Consider the following 20,200-nt stretch of genomic DNA (forward strand, 5'->3'; position numbering starts at 1 on the left):
CCTAGGCTGCCATGTCCTGCCTTGACGACGCAAAGTGCGCGGACAAGGTCTGATCCAGGCCTTGTTCGATCACGCTTTCCACCTGTTTGACAACGGGCTTGCCGCTCGCAGGACTGAAGACGAAGACCCGGTACACATCCGCAAGTTTCAGCCGCTCCGGATTGGCAAGCAGGGTCCAGGTGTCCAGCCCTTCCGAGATGCGCTTGCCCAGTTGCACTCTACTGGGTCCGCTTGCCCGAATGCGCCCCACCCAGCCGGCATCCAGCATTTTCTCGAGAAGGCTCTCCGCTTCCTCGAAGCCAAGGCGCGTCCTTGAACGTATGGTGCCGGCATCGACTGCAGCATTCCTGCCGCTTTCCCGCGCCTCATACAACACTTTCAGCACCGACATTGCGTCGACAAAAGCGCTGCCGGGCGTCGGCACATGCCACCAGCGCTCATACTTCACGACTGGCAGCGCAGCCGCCACGACCGCTCCCATCAAGGTAATCAGCCAGGACACATAGACCCAGATCAGGAAGATCGGCACCGCGGCGAGCGCGCCGTAGATCACCGTGTAAGTCGGAAACTGCTTGATGAATACCGCGAAGATGCGCTTTGCAATTTCGAACGCGACTGCGGCGAACAGTCCGCCCCAGGCTGCGTCCCGCCAGTCGATCACCCGGTTCGGGACGATCACATACAAGAGGGTAAAGGCTGCCATGGTCAGCAGCACCGAAATCACCGTGTAAATGGCATTGCCGAGCAGAAGCAGCCGGGTGGCAAGTTCGTTGGTCGCGGTGAACACATAGGAAGTGGCCGTGATGGAAGCGCCGATCAGCAACGGACCGAGTGTCACGATTGCCCAATACACCACCACTCGCTGAGTAATCGGCCGCGCTTCCTTGACGCGCCAGATTTCATTGAATGCGCGATCAATCGTCAACATCATTGCAACTGCAGTCACGATGAGACCGGCCGCCCCGATCGCGGACAACCGCGTCGCCTTTGCCGAGAACTGGGTGAGATAGCCGAGTATGGTATTGGCAATGGTTTTCGGCATCAGGCTCTGGATGAAATAGGCCTCCAGTGATGCACGGAAAGTATTAAACAGGGGGAAAGTGGTGAATATTGCCAGTGCAATGGTCAGCATCGGCACCAGTGCAAGCACGGTGGTAAAGGTCAGGCTTCCGGCCACCTGCGGCAGGCGTTCTTCATTCAGGCGCCGTCGCGCGAATCGGAGCAGGCTGCGCAAATCGTCCAGCGAAAGGCGCTGAAATATTGCTGGAATATGTTGGAAAAGGAAACGGAACATAAGAGAGGTACCGTCAAAGGCTGCAACATGCAGGCGTGATACGGTTGGCAACTCAAAGCGCCCTATAATACCAAGCATGAATGCACCCGACCTGACTATTCTTGTTCTATATTATTCGCGGCATGGCGCCACGCGGAAGCTTGCGGAACTGATTGCGCAAGGCATTGAAAGCGTGTCGGGTTGCGACGCCCGCCTGCGCACGGTGCCGGCCGTTTCCACGGTTGCGGAAGCGGTTGAGCCGGAAGTGCCGAAGGAAGGCGCGCCTTATGTGGAACTGCGCGATCTCGAGGAATGCGCCGGCCTTGCGCTGGGATCGCCCACCCGCTTCGGTAACATGGCCGCTCCCATGAAATATTTCTGGGATGGCACGTCCTCGCAATGGCTGTCGGGCACATTGAACGGCAAGCCGGCCTGCGTGTTTACCTCCACCGGCAGCCTGCACGGAGGTCAGGAAACCACCCTAATGTCGATGATGATTCCACTGCTGCACCATGGCATGCTGTTGCTCGGACTGCCTTACACGCAGCCGGAATTGATGACCACTTCCAGCGGCGGCACACCCTATGGTGCCAGCCACTGGGCCGGCGTCAATGGCACGCATCCGATCAGCGAGGAAACCAGGATTCTGACAATTGCGCTGGGCCGGCGCCTAGCCCAGACAGCCCGCAAGTTGAGAGAGAACTGATGCAATATCCAGCGCAGAAGGTATTTTATTTCGGCAGTGCCGGCAGCCTGCTGGCCTTGATCGCATTATGTGTGGCCTGGGAACTGGTGCTGGCACCGCTGCGGCCAGGCGGTTCCTGGCTGGTGCTGAAGGCAGTCCCGCTGCTTGTGCCGCTGCACGGCGTGTTGAAGCGCAACCTCTACACCATGCAATGGGCATCGATGATGATCCTGCTTTACTTCGCCGAAGGAATCGTAAGGGCCACCAGCGACAAGGGATTGTCGGCCACCCTGGGCTGGGTCGAAGTCGGGCTGACCAGTGTGTTTTTCCTGTGCACCATCCTCTTCCTGCATCCCTACAAGAAGGCTGCCAAAAAGCTGGCCCAACAAGTCATCCAGAAAGCGTCCAAATGAACGATTTTCTCAATCTGTGCCGCGACGCGGTCGGGGCAGCCCATGTATTGACCGCCGAAGCGGACGTCGCTCCCTACCTGACCGACTGGCGCCGCCGCTTTACCGGCAAGGCGCTTGCGGTGGTGAAGCCGGCCTCGCCGGAGGAAGTGGCGGCGATCGTCCGCCTGTGCAGCCAGTTCCGCGTGCCTATCGTGCCGCAGGGCGGCAATACCGGCATGGTGCTGGGCAGCGTCCCCGATGCAAGCGGCACCTCGATCGTCCTGTCCCTGACCCGGCTCAACCGGATCCGGGGGATCGATACCGTCAACAACACCATGACCGTCGAAGCCGGATGCGTGCTTGAGACCATCCAGAACGCCGCCGCCGATGCGGGCCGCCTGTTTCCCTTGTCACTGGCAGCCGAAGGCAGTTGCACCATCGGCGGCAATCTCTCGACCAATGCGGGCGGCGTTGCCGTCCTGCGCTACGGGAATACGCGCGAGCTGTGCCTCGGCCTCGAAGTAGTCACGCCGCAGGGCGACATCTGGAGTGGGCTGAAAGGCCTTCGCAAGGACAATACCGGCTACGACTTGCGCGACCTGTTCATTGGCGCGGAAGGCACGCTCGGCGTCATTACCGCCGCAGTCCTGAAACTGTTTCCGCAACCGAAGGCAAAGCTGACGGCGCTGGCCGCCCTGGAAACGCCGGACGACGCGTTGCGCCTGCTGTCAATTGCCCAAGCGCGCTGCGGGGCAACGCTCACTGCATTCGAACTGATGTCGGAAATATGCCTGCACCTGGTCACCAAGCACTTCCCGCAGATACGCCTGCCGTTTGCGCAGCACTATCCGCAATATGTCCTGCTGGAGCTGTCCGACAGCGAATCCGAGGAACATGCGACCGCCATGCTGGAAGGCCTGATCGAAGAGGCGCTGGAACAGGGATGCATAGTGGATGCGGTGGTCGCCTCTTCGATCGCCCAGTCGAACGCGCTGTGGAATCTGCGCGAGCATATTTCGATGGCGCAGGCAGCGGAAGGCAAGAATATCAAGCACGATATCTCGGTACCGATTTCCCGCATCGGCGAATTCATCCGCATCACCGACGTGGCCCTGCAGGATGCCTTCCCCGGCTGCCGCATGGTCACTTTCGGCCATCTCGGGGATGGCAACCTGCATTACAATGTGTCGCCCCCGGAAAACGGTTCGGATGAAGAATTCATCCGCCATCAGGAGGCAATCAACCGCGTGGTGCATGACAGCGTCGACCGTTTCGGCGGATCGATTTCGGCGGAACACGGACTGGGTGCGCTCAAGCGCGATGAAGTCCGCCGCTACAAGTCCGAGACGGAAATGGCCTTGATGTGGACCCTCAAGCAGGCGATCGACCCGCTCGGCATCATGAACCCGGGAAAAGTCATATAAACAAACAAGGACAATCAAGATGACCCGAACCCTGCTGCTGTGCGCGCTCCTGTGCCTGTCCGCTCCTGCAATGGCCGTCTACAAGTGTGAAGCGGGCGGAAAGGTCACCTACAGCGACAAGCCCTGCGCTGGCGGCAGGCAGATCGACCTCGGTCCTGGCGTTTCCCCTTCCGATACGACGCAGGCGAATTCCCAGCTCGCCCAGGAGAAGGCAAAACTCGCACAGCTGGAAAGCGAAAGGCACAAGCGCGAGGCGAAGGAAGAGAAAGAACAGCAAAAGCTGGCGCGCGTCGCAAGGGCCAAGCAGAACCGATGCATGGCAATGGCACGCCGCAGGAATGCAGCGGATGAAGATGCCGCCGCCGCTACCGGCAAGGCCCACGACAAAGCCATGCGCAGATTGCGTCGCATTGTCGAGGAATATGAGGCGGAATGCAGGAAATGAGCTGGCGCTTGCCGGGAAAGGATTGACCACCCCATCCACGCTATCAAGCACTTCCCGGTCGCCCGCCTCGCCTGACTTTCCCAGACCATCGGTTTTCTCCCCCTTGGGCTGACTTGCTCGCCAGCCCAGCATCTCCCCTACTCCTGCCTCAAACATCGCCGAATAACTTGTTCCCGGGTCAATGATGGTCTTCGTGCGTCACAACATGGAGCGCTTGAATTTATTGCTTTTATGCAACAAATTCCCGATAGAATGCAAACAAGCGGTCATAATTGCCTGTATCCAGCAAGCGCCGGCAAAGGCATCGAAACCGGATTCATCCAATCTCTGCGGGGACCAACTTGAGCATTACTTCTGGCAAGCACGAGGGGGACGCCTACAAGCACCTCGCCACCATGTATGCCGTGCTCGGCGCCATCAATGAAGCCATCCTGCACGCGCAGACGCCCGCAGAGCTTTACCAGCGTGTTTGCGAAGCCGCCGTGGAAGACGGCAAGCTCCTGACTGCGGCGCTCATGGTCCCCGACCCCGCCACGGCCCGCGTCAAGGTGGAAGCTGTCGTCGGCATGGGAGAACAGGGACTGCACCAAGCGCGCATCTCGATTGACCCGGACTCACCTGAAGGGCAAGGCCTGGTAGGCCTGGCTTTCCGCACGCAAAAATCCGCCGTCAGCAATGATTTCCTGAAAGACGAACGCACGCGCCCCTGGCACGTCTTGGCCGAAAAGGCCGGCATTGCCGCAGGCGCAGCGATTCCCCTCTTGCGCGACGGGCACCCGGCCGGCGTGCTGCTGTTCTATTCAGCGCAGAAAAACGCCTTCGACCACAAGACGGTTACCCTGCTCGATCGGATTGCCCGGAATATCGCTTATGCGCTGCACAATTTCGAGCGCGAAGCCGAGCGCAAGCGCACCGAGGAAGCGCTGCGCGCAAGCGAGGAAAAATACCGGACCATCCTCGAAACCATGGAAGAAGGCTATTACGAGGTCGATCTGAAAGGCCGGAGCCTCTTCTTCAACTCCTCGACCTACAAGGCCCTGGGCCTGACTGCCGAAGAATTCAAGGGCCTGAGCAATCTTAATTATCAGACGCCGGAAATGGCAGCGACGGTATACAAGGCCTTCAGCGAGGTCTACCGCACCGGCCAGCCCTTGCTCAATCAGGACTGGGAGTACCGTCACAAGAACGGCAGCATCGTACGGGTGGAAGGTTCGGCCCATCTCATCAAGGATGCCAACGGCACGCCGGTCGGATTCCGCGGCCTCATGCGCGATGTGACGGCGCGCCGGAAAACCGAGGATGCGCTGCGTGCGAGCGAGGAACGATATCGCACCATTATTGAAAGCATCGGGGACGCCTATTACGAAGTCGATCTGAAAGGCAATCTCGTTTTCTACAACGATGCCTTCGTCCGCATGCTCGGCTATGCCCATAGCGAAATGGCGGGAGTGAACAACCGGGATTACATGACGCCTGAAGTGGCAGTGACGGTGTACCAGGCGTTCAACGAGGTTTACCTTACAGGCAATTCCAAGCACAGCCAGGACTGGGAGCATATCCGCAAGGACGGCAGCAAAATCCAGGTGGAAGGCTCGATCCACCTGGTCAGGAACAGTTCCGGAAATCCGGTCGGATTCCGCGGCATTCTTCGCGATGTGACCGAGCGCCGCAAGATGGAGCAGGCGCTGCGTGAAAGCGAAGCGCGTTTCCGCGCCTTGACCAATCTGTCCTCGGACTGGTACTGGGAGCAGGATACAGAATTTCGCTTTACACGCCTCGAAGGCCGGCACGCGAAAGCGGCCGAGATACAGGGCTATTTCCTTGGCAAGCCAATCTGGGAATGCGGCTTCGAGGTGCAGGCCGAAGGCGGATGGGATGCGCATCGCGAGTTTCTTGCTGCGCAAAGGCCATACCGCGACATCATCATGTGCCGGGTGCTGACTGACGGGAGCCCGTTCTACATCAGCGCCAGCGGGGAAGCGGTGTTCGACGGCGAGGGCCGCTTCACAGGATACCGCGGCGTATCGCGCGAAATCACCGACCAGAAAGTCGCCGAAGAACGCATCCAGTATCTTGCCACCCATGACGGCCTCACGGGCTTGCCGAACCGCGCGATGTTCAGCCACCTGCTGAATGCGGCCATCTCGTCGTCAAGCCGCTACGAGCGCAGCTTCGCGGTGCTGTTCATCGACCTCGACCGGTTCAAGTTCATCAATGACACCCTCGGTCATGAAGCCGGCGATGAACTCCTGAAGGAAGTCACTGCCCGCTTCCAGAAGACATTGCGCGCAAGCGACACGATCGCCCGGCTTGGCGGAGATGAATTCGTGGTGTTGATCCAGGAAACAGACCACAAGGACCAGGCCGCCACGGTCGCCCGCAAGATCCTGGCGGCCGCCATCCAGCCCGTGACGCTGATTAGCCAGGAATGCCGGGTGACGGCCAGTATCGGCATTGCCATGTTCCCGCAGGATGGCGAAGACGAGCAGACACTGATGAAGAATGCCGACATTGCGATGTACTTTGCCAAGGAAGAAGGCAAGAACAACTTCCAGTTCTATTCCAAGGAAATCAAGTCGCAATCCCTCGAGCGCCTGCTGCTGGAATCCAACCTGCGCCGCGCGCTGGAGCGCAATGAATTCACGTTGCACTACCAGGCCAAGGTCGATCTCAGGAACCGCAGGATCACCGGGGTGGAAGCCTTGCTGCGCTGGCACAATGCCGGGCTCGGCGCCGTATCGCCGGCACACTTCATCCCGATCGCGGAAGAAACCGGATTGATCGTCCCCATCGGCAAATGGGCCCTCCGGACAGCCTGCCTGCAAAACGTGGCATGGCAAAAACAGGGCTTGCCGCCGATATGCATGGCGGTCAATCTCTCGGTGCGCCAGTTCGCCGACGAGCACCTGCTGGAGGACGTCGCAGCGGTACTGAAGGAAACCGGCATGGCGCCCCATCTGCTGGAGCTGGAAATCACCGAAGGCATGGTGGTCCACAACCCGGAGCGCGCCATCAAGCTGCTTACGGCGATCAAGAAAATGGGAGTGCGGCTGGCGATCGATGATTTCGGAACAGGCTATTCCTCGCTCGGCCAGCTCAAGAGCTTCCCGATCGATACCCTCAAGGTGGACCGCTCCTTCATCCGCGATCTCGCCACCAGCACCGGCGACAAGGCAATCACCGAAGCCATCATCGCAATGGGCAAGACCCTGAGCCTGACAGTGATCGCAGAAGGTGTCGAAACCGTCGAGCAGGAAACCTTCCTGCGCGAGCACGCCTGCGACGAGATGCAGGGGTATTACTTCAGCAAGCCTATTGGCGCGGACGAGTTTGCCGCGCTGTTAGCGTCACATGCTCTGCCGCCGCAGAAGTAATGGTAGTGACTTGATTGGCAATTGGCATTGACCTGAAATCGGGCGTGGCAGCGCTTAACGAGGATGTGGCCTGCCCAGCAGGAGTCGAACCTGCGACCTACGGCTTAGAAGGCCGTTGCTCTATCCAGCTGAGCTATGGGCAGTGTGTAGAGAAATTTCTGGAGCCGGCATGCAAGGTGCGGCATTCGGGTTGGCCCGCATGCATGGACTGCTTGCGAAGCCGTGCGAATATTACCGCTAATGCCTTGCGCTTTCAACCAAGCACGGGGCATCCCCAAACAACGCGGCAGGTCCGTTATGCCCTTCGATAGCAAAAGCGAAACCGATATTCGGACTCGCCGTGCTTTTACCGAAAAAGAAAAAGGGTTAGCGATAAAGCTAACCCTTTGAATACTGGTCGGAGTACAAGGATTCGAACCTTGGACCCCCTGCTCCCAAAGCAGGTGCGCTACCGGGCTGCGCTACACTCCGAAAAGAAAGGCATGATACTCGACCCGTTTGCCCAGGTCAATTTATACGTGAGGACCGAAGTAGACAACCTATAAGACCATGCTAGGCAGAACCAGGAGCAGCGTCAAGACAGATTATCCCAAGACAGTTGTCGACAGCTTTCGAAATACTGTTCCCGGCCTGTAAATGGATCCTGAAAGGAAATGGCTTTCGCCAATAGTTTGAGCGGCTGCGACATGTCATCGCCTTTGCAGGCTTGCGCTTCGGGATAAAAATTATCATTGACAATCGGGATCCCGAGTGCGGAAAGATGCAGGCGCAACTGATGCTTTTTCCCGGTGACGGGATACAGGCGGTAAAGACTGATGTCACCGCGCTTTTCCAGCACTTCGATCCGGGTTTCGGAATTTGGCGGCCCTTCCACTTGTTTCATGCGGAAAAACTTGTCCCCCTCCACCATACGGCTCCGGTAAGTAAGCGGAAAACTTAGACCCGGCAGGCAACCGGCCAAGGCTTCGTAGGTTTTTTTCATTGCCCGTTTTTGGAACAGGGACTGATAACTGCCGCGCGTAGCCGGATTATGGGAAAAAATGACAATTCCCGCAGTTTCCCTGTCGATGCGATGGATGGGTGTCAAATGCTCAAGGCCGGTTTTCTTCTTCAGGCGGACAAGGAGGGTTTCGTGAAGAAAGCGGCCGGAAGGAATGACCGGCAAGAAGTGCGGCTTGTCGGCGACGAGGATATGTTCGTTCTGATAGAGGATTTTTTCTTCGAAAGGGATCGGCGTCTCCTTTTCGAGCTCACGATAATAAAAAATGCAGTGTCCCTGTCGATATGGGCTATCGGGACTCAATCGATTTCCCTTGGCGTCGACGACTTCCCCTCTGTTCATGCGGGAAATCCAGGTTGCCAACGACACGTCAGGAAACCGCTTTTCCAGAAAGGCAAGAAGGCTTGGCCAGGAGCCCACAGGCAAACACAGGTAGCTCGGACTCACGCCAGACCGCATTGGCAACGGCGTCATCACATCCTGCCAGCCTTGCGTCCCGCGTTTGACCGTTTCATGTGCCCTGCGAGCTGGCTCAGGCATTCACCCTGGCGGCAATACGCTGCGCCATCTTCTCGGCGGTTTCGGCGCTCTCCGCCTCCACCATGACACGGATCAGGGGTTCGGTACCGGATGCACGGATCAGTACCCGCCCCTTGTCGCCCAGCTCCGATTCGACGATTTCCTTTTCTGTCAGGAGCGCCGCATTCTTCTGCCAGTCGAATCCGGGCGCCACTTTCACGTTGACCAGGCTTTGCGGATAAAGCGCGATGTCGGCGGTGCATTCGGCGAGGGTCTTGCCGCAGCGCTTCAATGCAGACAGCACTTGCAGTGCGGAGACAATACCGTCGCCTGTCGTATGCTTGTCCAGGAACAGCAAGTGTCCGGAGCCTTCTCCGCCCACCAGCCATCCCCGTTCCTGCAGGATTTCCAGCACATAGCGGTCGCCGACTTTCGCACGTGCAAAACCAATGCCCATCTTCTTGAAGGCAACTTCCAGCGCCATGTTGGTCATCAGCGTGCCAACCGCGCCTTCGATTGGCGCGGTGGCCATGCGGTCCTTCACCATGACGTAAAGCAATTCGTCGCCATTGTAGATCCGCCCAGTGTTATCGACCATCAGCAACCGGTCCGCGTCCCCATCCAGGGCAATACCAAGATCGGCACCATGCTGAATCACTGCCTTCGACAGCGCTTGCGGTGCGGTGGCGCCAAGCTTGTCATTGATGTTCAAACCATTCGGCTCGTTGCCGATCGCGACGACTTCGGCGCCGAGCTCGTGGAATACATCGGGCGCGATGTTGTAGGCAGCCCCGTGGGCACAGTCAACCACGATTTTCAGGCCGCGCAGGTCCAGCTCATTCGGGAAGGTGCTTTTGCAGAATTCAATATAGCGGCCCTGGGCATCGAACAGACGCTTGGCCTTTCCCAGCTTTTCGGAAGGCACGCATTCCATGGGCATGTCGATGGCAGCCTCAATCGCCGATTCGACAGCGTCCGGGAGCTTGCTGCCCTGGGCAGAGAAGAACTTGATGCCGTTGTCATCGTATGGATTGTGCGAGGCGGAAATTACGACGCCTGCAGACAACCTGAGCGCGCGGGTCAGGTACGCTATCGCCGGAGTCGGCATTGGCCCGGCCAGCATCACGTCCACGCCAGCCGCAGCAAAACCAGCCTCCAGGGCGGCTTCAAACATGTAGCCGGAAATGCGGGTGTCCTTCCCGATCAGCACCGTTGGCTTGGCCGGGCTTGTCCCTTCCTGCACCAGCACCTTGCCAGCGGCATAACCAAGCTTCATCACGAAATCCGGCGTGATTGGAGCAACCCCTACTCTTCCCCGGACACCGTCGGTGCCGAAATATTTACGTGTCATTTTTGATTCCTGTCTGTATTCACGAGGCTGCGCGCCAGACTGTCAGTGCATCGACCGTTTCCGCCACATCATGAACACGCACGATGCGCGCGCCATGTGCTGCAGCCGCCAATGCAGCGGCAAGACTTCCTGCAAGCCGCTGCTCCACCTGCCTCCCGGTAATGGCGCCGATCATTGATTTGCGGGACAGGCCAGCCAATACCGGCAAGTCGAGCTCCTTCTGCAGCCAGTCGATATTTTTTAACAGGGCAAGATTATGCTCCAAGGTCTTGCCGAATCCAAATCCCGGGTCGATGCATAGTCGACGGCGATCAATGTTTTCTTGTTCGATCGACCTGATGCGTTCTCGAAGATAAGCCGTGACCTCGCGCGTGACATCCTCGTACTCCGGCTTCAATTGCATCGTCTGCGGATCATTTTGCATGTGCATGATACATAAGGCACAGTCACTTTCCTTGACGACACTCAACGCACCTTGGGCGGTAAATCCCTTGATGTCGTTGATCATGTCTGCTCCCGCCATAATTGCCTCGCGCATGACCTCCGGCTTGCAGGTATCGACAGAAAGCGGCTTTCCGCAGTCGCGCAAGGCGTACAAGACAGGCATGACTCGCTGCAACTCCTCTTCGACCGAGACCGGGGGAGCACCTGGCCGGGTGGATTCGCCGCCTATATCGATAATGTCAACGCCGTCGGCAATCATTTGTTCGGCATGAGACAGGGCGCGTTCCAGGGAATGGTGTCTGCCGCCGTCGGAAAAGGAATCCGGCGTCACATTCAGGATGCCCATGACATAAGTTCTGGACTCGCTCTGGTCCAGAGACAGGCGGTAGCGCCCGCATTGCAGATAGGTTTGCATTGCTCGAATCTTTTGGTTAACAAAAAAGGGCGAGGATTGCTCCTCACCCTTTTATTCAAGTACTTCGGTAATTGCTCGAACCAGCCCGGAATCAGGCCGGTGCCGGCGCATTCGGAGAAACACCGCCCGAAGCATTGTCGGAAGCGGACCGTTTGGGCGGCACGCCAGCCTTCGGCGGACGCGGTTCACGGCCTTCCATGATGTCGTTGATCTGGTCGGCATCGAGCGTTTCCCATTCCAGCAATGCATTTGCCATTACTTCAACCTTGCTCCGGTTTTCTTCCAGCAGGCGGCGCGACAAGGCATATTGCGTATCGAGAATCGAGCGGATCTCGTTGTCAACCTTTTGCTGGGTCGCCTCGGATACAGTTTTGGAAGTCATGCGGCCGAAATAGGCGTCCTGCTCCGTATCCTCGTACACCATGGTGCCCAGGGTTTCCGACATGCCGTAGCGTGTCACCATCGCACGTGCAAGCTTCGTTGCACGTTCGAAGTCGTTCGATGCGCCGGTAGACATTTGATGCATGAAAATCTCTTCAGCAATACGTCCACCGAACAGGATGGCAATTTCTTCCAGCATCTTGTCCTTGTACATGTTGACGCGGTCGTGCTCGGGCAATTGCCAGGTAAGTCCCAGCGCAAAACCGCGCGGCATGATGGTCACTTTATGCACAGGGTCAGCCTTCGGCAAAAGCTTGGCAACCACTGCGTGACCGGACTCATGGTACGCAGTATTGCGGCGCTCTTCTTCGCGCATGACCGCCGACTTGCGCTCCGGCCCCATGACGATCTTGTCCTTGGCATCCTCGAAATCCTGCATTTCCACCAGGCGCTTGTTGCGGCGGGCTGCAAACAGGGCTGCCTCGTTCACAAGATTCGCCAGATCGGCGCCGGAGAAGCCCGGCGTACCACGGGCCAGGATGTCGGCCTTGACGTCCGGTGCAATCGGCACCTTGCGCATATGGACGTACAGGATCTGCTCGCGGCCGCGGATATCCGGCAAGCCGACCATCACCTGGCGATCGAAACGACCCGGGCGCAGCAGTGCCTTGTCCAGCACATCGGCTCGGTTGGTTGCTGCAATGACGATCACGCCTGAAGTTGCCTCAAAGCCATCCATTTCCACCAGCAACTGGTTCAGCGTCTGCTCGCGCTCGTCATTGCCACCACCCATGCCGGCACCACGATGGCGACCGACCGCATCAATTTCATCAATGAAGATGATGCAGGGCGAATGCTTCTTGGCATTTTCAAACATGTCGCGTACGCGGGATGCGCCGACACCAACGAACATTTCAACGAAGTCCGAACCGGAAATCGTGAAGAAAGGCACTTTTGCCTCGCCAGCGATTGCACGTGCCAGCAAAGTCTTACCGGTACCCGGAGGGCCGACCATCAATACGCCACGCGGAATGCGGCCACCCAGCTTCTGGAACTTGGTCGGGTCACGCAGGAAGTCCACCAGTTCCTGGACTTCTTCCTTTGCCTCGTCGCAACCGGCGACATCGGCGAACGTCACGGTATTGCTCGCCTCATCCAGCATTCTGGCCTTGGAGCGGCCGAAGGAGAAAGCGCCGCCTTTCCCGCCTCCCTGCATCTGGCGCATGAAAAAGACCCATACGCCGATCAGGAGCAGCATCGGGAACCAGGAGATAAAGACTTGTGACAGGAAGGACTGCTCTTCCGGTTGCTTGACGTCAAACTTGACGCCATTGTTGATGAGGTCGCCGATCAGTCCGCGGTCGAGATAGGTGACCGCCGTCTTGACTTTCTTGCCGTCCGTCGTAGTCGCGATGATGCTGCGGTCTTCGATGGTAGCTTCCTTGATGTGCTTGGATTTCACCTCGTCCAGGAAGTCCGAATAAGCAACCGGCGTTGCACCGCCAGCAAGCGTACGGCCATCGAACTGCTTGAAGACAGTGAAAAGCACCAAGGCGATGACCACCCAGATGGCGGCTTTGGAAAACATGTTGTTCACTAGAACTCCTTAGACGCTGGCGCGCCCATTTACAAATCTTGTAAGGTTGATTCTACCCCCATTGCGTGGGGCTTACTAGCTTGCATGTGTGGCTGAACCCTTTAAAGTCAAGGGCGAAAAGTCATTCATGCCGGATTCAAGCGGGATTCTTGAGTATTTTACCGAGCAAGAAAATTTCAGAGGATTTATCCCTGCTGGCCTTAGGCTTCTTGGACAGGACTGTCTTGAATTCTCTCTTGAATTTCTCTACCAGCTGGCTGTAACCCGTCCCATTGAAACATTTGACGAGCAGGGCCCCGGAAGGTTTCATGTGTGCACGGGCAAATTCGATTGCCAGATCGATTATATCCTCCACCCGGGCGGCGTCCGTCACTGCCACGCCGGACAGATTGGGAGCCATGTCGGACAAGACGAGATCAACCTTGCGGCCCGCGACCACTTGCTCGAGCTGCTCCAGCACATCCTGTTCCCGAAAATCGCCCTGAATGAAATGGACATCGGCGATCGGCTCCATTGGCAGAATATCCAGGCCAATGATGGTTCCATGAATTCCGCCACCCGCCTGACCCGCCAGCTTGTTGCGGATGTATTGCGACCAGCTGCCGGGCGCACAGCCGAGATCGACGATGATCTGGCCCGGTTTGATCAGCTTTTCCGCCTCGTCGATCTCTTTCAGCTTGTATGCCGCCCGCGCACGATAGCCCTCTTTCTGGGCCAGCTTCACATACGGGTCATTGATGTGCTCGTGCAGCCAGCTTTTGTTCAATTTGTTCTTTGCCATTCGCGTAGAATACCGTTTTTAGGAAATTTATCATGCTTAAATTATCACCCGCCGAGCGCAGCGCACTTCGCTCCGAAGCGCATGCGCTGAATCCGGTCGTCATCATCGGTGAATCCGGTCTGACGCCGGGCGTCCTGAAGGAAATCGATGCCAGCCTGAATGCGCATGGCCTGATCAAAGTTCGTGTTTTCGGAGACGACCGCGAAGCCCGTACCGGCATCTATGAAACCATTTGCAGCGAACTTGATGCCGCGCCTATCCAGCATATCGGCAAGCTGCTGGTCATTTACCGCCCCAGGAAAGAAGAACCGAAGGAGCGCAGCGAGAAAAGAGGCAAGGGTCTGCGCGAAGTCACGATCATCAAACCCAGCGCAAGCGGCACCAAGCGCCCAACCGTAAGCAAGGTCATTCTCAAGGGTAACGAGCGGGTCACTGCCGGCGGTTCAATCAAGCGGGCCAAGCCGCGCCAGAAAAGCACCAAGAAATCGGCATTGGGCCGCTAAGCGGATCGCAACAGTCTCTGCCTGGAACAACAGGCTTGCCTACCTGCTTTTGAAAACCAGGGCCGCCCCGAGCAGGCTTTGAATCAGGTAAATGGCACTCGAGATGCCATGCAGGATTCCGAACTTCATCCGGGCATCCGGGTCCGCGATGCCTCCGGGACCTGCGGCGGCACGAATTTCGGCCATGAACGGCTGAAGGCCGAAATAGCCGATGAGCGTACATGCGAGCATGGCCAGAACCAGGCCAATCCGGATGCGCCGCCCTCTTTCATCACCATCTCGGTCCATCCTGGCCAAGGCAAGCAGAATCAGCGCGCAACCAACCGACAGCCACGCTTCAATGTGAAACAGGCTGCCCGCAATGGTGCCCGCCAGCCCTCTGTCCGCCAGCGTGGCAAACAGGGTCGGCGCGACGACATAGCCGATGGCCCACAATCCTCCTACCCAGAAGGTCGTGATCAGCACCCGCACGCGCGCCGCCAGCATGGACATCAGATATAGAGCACTTCGAGAATTTCGTATTCGCGGATGCCGGACGGCGCATTGACCTCGACCACGTCGCCGGCATACTTGCCGATCAAGGCGCGTGCAATCGGCGATGTGATTGATATCTTGGACTCCTTCAGGTCGGCCTCGTCCTCGCCCACGATCTGATATTTCACCTTCTGCCCGGTTTCCAGGTCTTCGAGGCAAACGGTGGATGCGAACACTACCCGGCCTTCGGCATCCAGCAGCTTCGGGTCGATGATCTGGGCAGCGCTCAGCTTGCCTTCCAATTCGGCGATCCGGCCTTCGATGAAGCTCTGGCGCTCTTTCGCCGCATCGTATTCGGCGTTCTCGGACAAGTCGCCTTGCGCCCGTGCTTCCGCAATCGCATTGATCACAGCCGGACGTTCTTTGGATTTCAAGCGCTGCAGTTCTTCCTTCAGCAGTTCTGCACCAAATTTTGTAATGGGAACGGTACTCATGATTTCTTTTGGCAAAATGAAAACCACAGAGGTCACAAATAGCATCGAACATGTCGATACCGTCTGTGACCTCTGTGGCTAAACTCGAATTGTCTGGCTAGTTTAAGGTTTTATGCAAGCCTTGTAAATCGTAGACGTGCAATTCATCGAGATGATGCATGCCTTCCACCGCCGCTTCCGCACCCGCGATAGTTGTGAACGTCGGCACCCGTGCTGCCAGCGCGGAGGTACGGATGGTGCGTGAATCCGCGATGGCGGAGCGCTTTTCCTCGACAGTATTGATCACGAGAGCAATTTCATTGTTTTTGATCATGTCGACGATGTGCGGCCTGCCCTCGGCAACCTTATTCACGGTCGCAACCGGAATGCCCGCAGAAGCGATGGCTGCTGCCGTGCCTTTGGTTGCCACCACCGAGAAGCCCAGCTCGACCAAGTCCTTGGCGACCTGCACTGCGCGCGGCTTGTCGCTGTTCTTGACGCTGAGGAACACCTTGCCCGATTTCGGCAGCTTCACGCCGGCGCCCAGCTGCGACTTGACGAAAGCTTCGCCGAAAGTCTTGCCGACGCCCATGACTTCGCCGGTCGATTTCATTTCCGGTCCGAGAATCGTGTCCACGCCCGGGAACTTCACGAACGGGAACACTGCTTCCTTGACACTGAAGTAGCCCGGTACCACTTCGTGCTCGACACCTTGGCTCTCCAGGGACTGCCCCACCATGCAGCGCGCGGCGATCTTCGCCAGCTGCAGGCCGGTCGCCTTGGACACGAAGGGCACGGTACGCGAAGCACGCGGATTCACTTCCAGCACGAAGACCACATCCTCGGTCTGTCCGTCGACTTCCTTCTGCTGGATCGCGAACTGGACGTTCATCAGGCCGACCACGTTCAAGCCCTTGGCCATCAGCGCTGTCTGGCGCTTGAGTTCCTCGATGGTCTCTTTCGACAGCGAATAAGGCGGCAGCGAACATGCGGAGTCGCCGGAGTGCACGCCCGCCTGTTCGATATGTTCCATCACGCCGCCGATGAAGGTGCGCTGACCGTCCGACAGGCAGTCGACATCCACCTCGATCGCGTCGTTGAGGAAGCGGTCGAGCAGCACCGGCGAATCATTCGACACCTTGACCGCTTCGCGCATGTAGCGCTCGAGGTCGCGCTGCTCGTGCACGATTTCCATCGCGCGCCCGCCCAGCACGTAGGATGGACGAACTACCAGCGGATAGCCGATTTCCTGTGCGAGAGCCAGGGCCTCTTCCTCGGTGCGCGCGGTACGGTTCGGCGGCTGGCGCAGGCCCAGGTCATTCAGCAGTTTCTGGAAGCGCTCACGGTCTTCCGCGGCATCGATCATGTCCGGCGAAGTGCCGACGATCGGCACGCCATTCGCCTCCAGGTCGAGCGCGAGCTTCAGCGGCGTCTGGCCGCCGTACTGCACGATCACGCCGTAAGGCTTTTCCTTGTCGACGATCTCGAGCACGTCTTCCAGCGTCAATGGCTCGAAGTACAGGCGGTCCGACGTATCGTAGTCAGTTGAAACGGTTTCCGGGTTGCAGTTGACCATGATGGTCTCGTAACCATCCTCGCGCATTGCGAGAGCCGCATGCACGCAGCAGTAATCGAACTCGATGCCCTGCCCGATGCGGTTCGGCCCGCCACCCAGCACCATGATCTTCTTCTTGTCGGTCGGCTGCGACTCGCACTCTTCATCGTAAGTCGAGTACATGTACGCAGTCTTAGTCGCGAACTCCGCAGCGCAGGTATCGACGCGCTTGTAGACGGGACGAACATTCAGCTCGCGGCGCCGTTCACGCACTGCCTTGTCGGTAGTTTTCATCAGCTTGGCCAGGCGACGGTCGGCGAAGCCTTTTTGCTTGAGCTTGTACAGCGTATTCCGGTCGAGCGACTCGAGCGACTGCTTTTCCAGCCACAATTCGATATCGACGATTTCCTTGATCTGCGCCAGGAACCAGGGATCGATGTGGGTCAGCTGGTGCACCTCTTCCAGCGAAAATCCCTTCGCGAATGCATCGCCGACGTACCAGATGCGTTCTGGTCCCGGCTCGCCGAGCTCTTCCTCGATGGTTTCGCGGTCGGTCGTCTTTTCATTCATGCCATCGACACCGACTTCCAGGCCGCGCAGCGCCTTCTGAAAGGATTCCTGGAAGGTGCGGCCAATGGCCATCACTTCGCCTACCGACTTCATCTGCGTTGTCAGATGGCTGTCGGCCTGCGGGAATTTTTCGAAGGCGAAACGCGGCACCTTGGTTACGACATAGTCGATCGACGGCTCGAACGAGGCCGGGGTCGCGCCGCCGGTGATCTCGTTGCGCAATTCATCCAGCGTAAATCCGACTGCCAGCTTGGCCGCCACTTTCGCAATCGGGAAGCCGGTGGCCTTCGACGCCAGGGCGGAAGAACGCGAGACGCGCGGATTCATTTCAATCACGATCATGCGGCCGTCTTTCGGATTGACCGCGAACTGCACGTTGGAGCCGCCGGTGTCAACGCCGATCTCGCGCAGTACGGCGAGCGAGGCGTTACGCATGATCTGGTATTCCTTGTCGGTCAGCGTCTGCGCCGGCGCCACCGTGATCGAGTCGCCAGTGTGCACGCCCATCGGATCAAGGTTCTCGATCGAGCAGACGATGATGCAGTTGTCCTTGCGGTCACGGACAACTTCCATCTCGAATTCCTTCCAGCCGATCAGGGACTCTTCGATCAGGAGTTCGTTGGTGGGCGATGCTTCCAGCCCGCGCTTGCAGATGGCTTCGAATTCTTCCGGGTTGTAAGCGATGCCGCCGCCGGTGCCACCCATGGTGAACGAGGGGCGGATGATGACCGGGAAGCCGATTTCCTGCTGCACTGCCCATGCATCTTCCATCGAATGCGCAATACCCGAGCGCGCAGAGCCGAGACCGATCTTGGTCATGGCTTCCTTGAACTTGGAACGGTCCTCCGCCTTGTCGATCGCTTCAGGTGAAGCGCCGATCAGTTCGCAGCCATATTTTTCCAGCACGCCGTTGCGATGCAGGTCGAGCGCGCAGTTCAATGCAGTCTGGCCACCCATGGTCGGCAGGATCGCGTCCGGACGCTCCTTGGCGATGATGCGTTCCACCACCTGCCAGGTGATCGGCTCGATGTAGGTCACATCGGCCATTTCCGGGTCGGTCATGATGGTCGCCGGGTTGCTGTTGACCAGGATCACCCGGTAACCCTCTTCGCGCAGCGCCTTGCAGGCCTGTGCGCCGGAATAGTCGAACTCGCAGGCCTGGCCGATAATGATCGGGCCGGCACCAATAATCAAAATACTCTTTATATCTGTACGCTTAGGCATATTTCTTCTTCTCCGTCATCGCCTTGTCCATCAGTCCAATGAAGCGATCAAACAGTGGGGCGATGTCCATCGGACCAGGAGACGCTTCCGGATGTCCCTGGAAACAGAACGCGGGTTTGTCGGTGCGTTCGAATCCCTGCAGCGACCCGTCGAACAGGGATACATGGGTGACGCGGCAATTTGCAGGCAGCGTGGCCGGATCAACTGCAAATCCATGGTTTTGCGAAGTAATCATCACCTGCCTGGTATCGAGGTCCTGGACCGGGTGATTGGCGCCATGGTGGCCAAACTTCATCTTCAGCGTTTTCGCGCCGGACGCGAGTCCCATGATCTGATGGCCGAGGCAAATGCCGAAGGTCGGAATGCCGCGGTCGATCAATTCCCGGGCGGCCTTGATCGCGTAATCGCAGGGCTCCGGATCTCCCGGGCCGTTTGCGAGGAAGATGCCATCAGGATTGAGTGCAAGTGCGTCGGCTGCGGTCGATTGCGCGGGCAACACCGTGATCTTGCAGCCGCGCTCGGCCAGCATGCGCAAGATGTTGCGCTTGACGCCGTAATCGAATGCAACCACATGGTATTTGGGCGACGACTGCTGACCGAAGCCCTTGCCCAGCTTCCATTCCGTCTCGTTCCAGACATAGGGCTTGGTGGTCGACACCACCTTGGCCAGATCCATGCCGGCAAGGCCGGGAAAGGATTTGGCGAGCGCCAGCGCTTTTTCGGCATCGGCTTCGCCAGCCAGAATGGCACCGTTCTGCGCACCCTTTTCGCGCAAGATTCGAGTCAGCTTGCGGGTATCGATACCGGCGATACCGACGACGTTCTCGGACTTCAGGTAATCTGACAGGCTCTGCTTTGAACGGAAGTTGGACGTCAACAAGGGCAAATCCTTGATGATCAGGCCGGCTGCATGGATCTTGTCGGCCTCGACATCCTCGGGATTGACGCCGACATTACCGATATGCGGGTAAGTGAGCGTGACGATCTGGCGACTGTAGCTGGGATCCGTCAGGATTTCCTGGTAGCCGGTCATGGCCGTGTTGAACACCACTTCGCCGATTGTGTGGCCGGATGCACCGATGGAAAAACCTTGAAAGATGGACCCGTCTGCGAGCGCAAGTATGGCCGGAACTGAATGGCCAGAAAAAAATGGCAGCAAGGGTAACTCCTAAGATGGTTACCGCCGCTGCGCTGCGCCGAACGACCGCCAACCAAGCAGCTTGCGCTTTGGATTTCGCGGGTCTTTTCGGGACGGAAAGGAAGGGGTATGCGCTACGGCGGGCTAAATTGGTTAAACCTTGCAATTATAGCCGATACCGC

The 20,200-nt window shown here is 58.1% G+C and carries 16 protein-coding genes and 2 tRNA genes; 6 read left to right on the forward strand and 12 right to left on the reverse strand.

Annotated features, from left to right (window positions below; translation table 11 throughout):
- Position 1: 1 nt before the first annotated feature.
- The gene (locus tag HGHM_RS10140) at positions 2 to 1,294 is read right to left on the reverse strand and encodes a YihY family inner membrane protein (protein WP_019141418.1); all 1,293 of its coding nucleotides are present in this window, start codon (positions 1,292 to 1,294) and stop codon (positions 2 to 4) included.
- 76 nt (positions 1,295 to 1,370) lie between these two features.
- On the opposite strand from HGHM_RS10140, the gene wrbA reads away from it, so the two are divergent.
- The 5 genes from wrbA to HGHM_RS22285 all read left to right on the forward strand — a co-directional run bounded on the left by wrbA (position 1,371) and on the right by HGHM_RS22285 (position 7,593).
- Positions 1,371 to 1,979: an NAD(P)H:quinone oxidoreductase gene (wrbA, locus tag HGHM_RS10145; protein ID WP_019141419.1), complete on the forward strand. Its 609-nt coding sequence runs from the start codon at positions 1,371 to 1,373 to the stop codon at positions 1,977 to 1,979.
- Positions 1,979 to 2,371 (forward strand): DUF2069 domain-containing protein, encoded by a 393-nt coding sequence (locus tag HGHM_RS10150; protein WP_019141420.1) that lies wholly within the window; start codon positions 1,979 to 1,981, stop codon positions 2,369 to 2,371. The genes wrbA and HGHM_RS10150 overlap by 1 nt, the downstream gene beginning before the upstream one ends.
- Entirely contained in the window at positions 2,368 to 3,774 is a 1,407-nt protein-coding gene (locus HGHM_RS10155; protein ID WP_019141421.1) for an FAD-binding oxidoreductase, read from the forward strand. Before HGHM_RS10150 ends, HGHM_RS10155 begins: the two co-directional genes overlap by 4 nt.
- 19 nt (positions 3,775 to 3,793) lie before the next feature.
- Complete coding sequence (locus tag HGHM_RS10160) at positions 3,794 to 4,219, forward strand: DUF4124 domain-containing protein (protein ID WP_019141422.1); 426 nt, start codon at positions 3,794 to 3,796, stop codon at positions 4,217 to 4,219.
- Positions 4,220 to 4,560: 341 nt separating this feature from the next.
- Positions 4,561 to 7,593 (forward strand): bifunctional diguanylate cyclase/phosphodiesterase, encoded by a 3,033-nt coding sequence (locus HGHM_RS22285; protein ID WP_148415469.1) that lies wholly within the window; start codon positions 4,561 to 4,563, stop codon positions 7,591 to 7,593.
- Positions 7,594 to 7,659: 66 nt separating this feature from the next.
- On the opposite strand, the gene HGHM_RS10170 is transcribed toward HGHM_RS22285, so the two are convergent.
- From HGHM_RS10170 to HGHM_RS10200, 7 genes are all read right to left on the reverse strand, one after another.
- Positions 7,660 to 7,736 (reverse strand) — tRNA-Arg (locus HGHM_RS10170).
- Between the two features lie 251 nt (positions 7,737 to 7,987).
- Positions 7,988 to 8,064, reverse strand: a tRNA-Pro gene (locus tag HGHM_RS10175).
- A gap of 103 nt (positions 8,065 to 8,167) precedes the next feature.
- Complete coding sequence (locus HGHM_RS10180) at positions 8,168 to 9,067, reverse strand: RluA family pseudouridine synthase (protein WP_026075892.1); 900 nt, start codon at positions 9,065 to 9,067, stop codon at positions 8,168 to 8,170.
- Positions 9,068 to 9,125: 58 nt separating this feature from the next.
- A complete protein-coding gene (gene glmM, locus HGHM_RS10185) occupies positions 9,126 to 10,463 on the reverse strand; it encodes a phosphoglucosamine mutase (RefSeq protein ID WP_026075893.1) in 1,338 nt (445 codons plus the stop codon).
- Positions 10,464 to 10,482: 19 nt separating this feature from the next.
- Entirely contained in the window at positions 10,483 to 11,322 is an 840-nt protein-coding gene (gene folP, locus HGHM_RS10190) for a dihydropteroate synthase (RefSeq protein ID WP_019141426.1), read from the reverse strand.
- 91 nt (positions 11,323 to 11,413) lie between these two features.
- Complete coding sequence (gene ftsH, locus HGHM_RS10195; protein ID WP_026075894.1) at positions 11,414 to 13,300, reverse strand: ATP-dependent zinc metalloprotease FtsH; 1,887 nt, start codon at positions 13,298 to 13,300, stop codon at positions 11,414 to 11,416.
- A gap of 136 nt (positions 13,301 to 13,436) precedes the next feature.
- Positions 13,437 to 14,081, reverse strand: coding sequence for an RlmE family RNA methyltransferase (locus HGHM_RS10200; protein WP_019141428.1), 645 nt, complete (start codon positions 14,079 to 14,081; stop codon positions 13,437 to 13,439).
- Between the two features lie 32 nt (positions 14,082 to 14,113).
- Between HGHM_RS10200 and yhbY the strand changes: the two genes are divergently transcribed.
- Positions 14,114 to 14,584 carry a ribosome assembly RNA-binding protein YhbY gene (yhbY, locus tag HGHM_RS10205; RefSeq protein WP_019141429.1) on the forward strand — a complete coding sequence of 157 codons (471 nt, stop codon included), beginning with the start codon at positions 14,114 to 14,116 and terminating at the stop codon, positions 14,582 to 14,584.
- A gap of 39 nt (positions 14,585 to 14,623) precedes the next feature.
- Here the strand turns inward: yhbY and HGHM_RS10210 are convergent, their stop codons facing one another.
- From HGHM_RS10210 to carA, 4 genes are all read right to left on the reverse strand, one after another.
- The gene (locus tag HGHM_RS10210) at positions 14,624 to 15,070 is read right to left on the reverse strand and encodes a DUF4149 domain-containing protein (protein ID WP_026075895.1); all 447 of its coding nucleotides are present in this window, start codon (positions 15,068 to 15,070) and stop codon (positions 14,624 to 14,626) included.
- A gap of 5 nt (positions 15,071 to 15,075) precedes the next feature.
- Complete coding sequence (greA, locus tag HGHM_RS10215) at positions 15,076 to 15,552, reverse strand: transcription elongation factor GreA (RefSeq protein WP_019141431.1); 477 nt, start codon at positions 15,550 to 15,552, stop codon at positions 15,076 to 15,078.
- 97 nt (positions 15,553 to 15,649) lie between these two features.
- Positions 15,650 to 18,880, reverse strand: coding sequence for a carbamoyl-phosphate synthase large subunit (carB, locus tag HGHM_RS10220; protein WP_026075896.1), 3,231 nt, complete (start codon positions 18,878 to 18,880; stop codon positions 15,650 to 15,652).
- The gene (gene carA, locus HGHM_RS10225; protein WP_019141433.1) at positions 18,873 to 20,039 is read right to left on the reverse strand and encodes a glutamine-hydrolyzing carbamoyl-phosphate synthase small subunit; all 1,167 of its coding nucleotides are present in this window, start codon (positions 20,037 to 20,039) and stop codon (positions 18,873 to 18,875) included. The genes carB and carA overlap by 8 nt, the downstream gene beginning before the upstream one ends.
- Between the last annotated feature and the right edge of the window lie 161 nt (positions 20,040 to 20,200).

This window comes from Noviherbaspirillum massiliense JC206 (genome assembly GCF_000312045.1).
Classification (GTDB): Bacteria; Pseudomonadota; Gammaproteobacteria; order Burkholderiales; family Burkholderiaceae_D; genus Noviherbaspirillum; species Noviherbaspirillum massiliense.

Excerpts from the sequence above, each read along its gene's own strand:
- HGHM_RS10140 (WP_019141418.1), bottom strand. The coding sequence starts at position 1,294 with ATGTTCCGTTTCCTTTTCCAACATATTCCAGCAATATTTCAGCGCCTT.
- wrbA (WP_019141419.1), top strand. The coding sequence starts at position 1,371 with ATGAATGCACCCGACCTGACTATTCTTGTTCTATATTATTCGCGGCAT.
- HGHM_RS10150 (WP_019141420.1), top strand. The coding sequence starts at position 1,979 with ATGCAATATCCAGCGCAGAAGGTATTTTATTTCGGCAGTGCCGGCAGC.
- HGHM_RS10155 (WP_019141421.1), top strand. The coding sequence starts at position 2,368 with ATGAACGATTTTCTCAATCTGTGCCGCGACGCGGTCGGGGCAGCCCAT.
- HGHM_RS10160 (WP_019141422.1), top strand. The coding sequence starts at position 3,794 with ATGACCCGAACCCTGCTGCTGTGCGCGCTCCTGTGCCTGTCCGCTCCT.
- HGHM_RS10180 (WP_026075892.1), bottom strand. The coding sequence starts at position 9,067 with ATGACGCCGTTGCCAATGCGGTCTGGCGTGAGTCCGAGCTACCTGTGT.
- glmM (WP_026075893.1), bottom strand. The coding sequence starts at position 10,463 with ATGACACGTAAATATTTCGGCACCGACGGTGTCCGGGGAAGAGTAGGG.
- folP (WP_019141426.1), bottom strand. The coding sequence starts at position 11,322 with ATGCAAACCTATCTGCAATGCGGGCGCTACCGCCTGTCTCTGGACCAG.
- HGHM_RS10200 (WP_019141428.1), bottom strand. The coding sequence starts at position 14,081 with ATGGCAAAGAACAAATTGAACAAAAGCTGGCTGCACGAGCACATCAAT.
- yhbY (WP_019141429.1), top strand. The coding sequence starts at position 14,114 with ATGCTTAAATTATCACCCGCCGAGCGCAGCGCACTTCGCTCCGAAGCG.
- HGHM_RS10210 (WP_026075895.1), bottom strand. The coding sequence starts at position 15,070 with ATGCTGGCGGCGCGCGTGCGGGTGCTGATCACGACCTTCTGGGTAGGA.
- greA (WP_019141431.1), bottom strand. The coding sequence starts at position 15,552 with ATGAGTACCGTTCCCATTACAAAATTTGGTGCAGAACTGCTGAAGGAA.
- carB (WP_026075896.1), bottom strand. The coding sequence starts at position 18,880 with ATGCCTAAGCGTACAGATATAAAGAGTATTTTGATTATTGGTGCCGGC.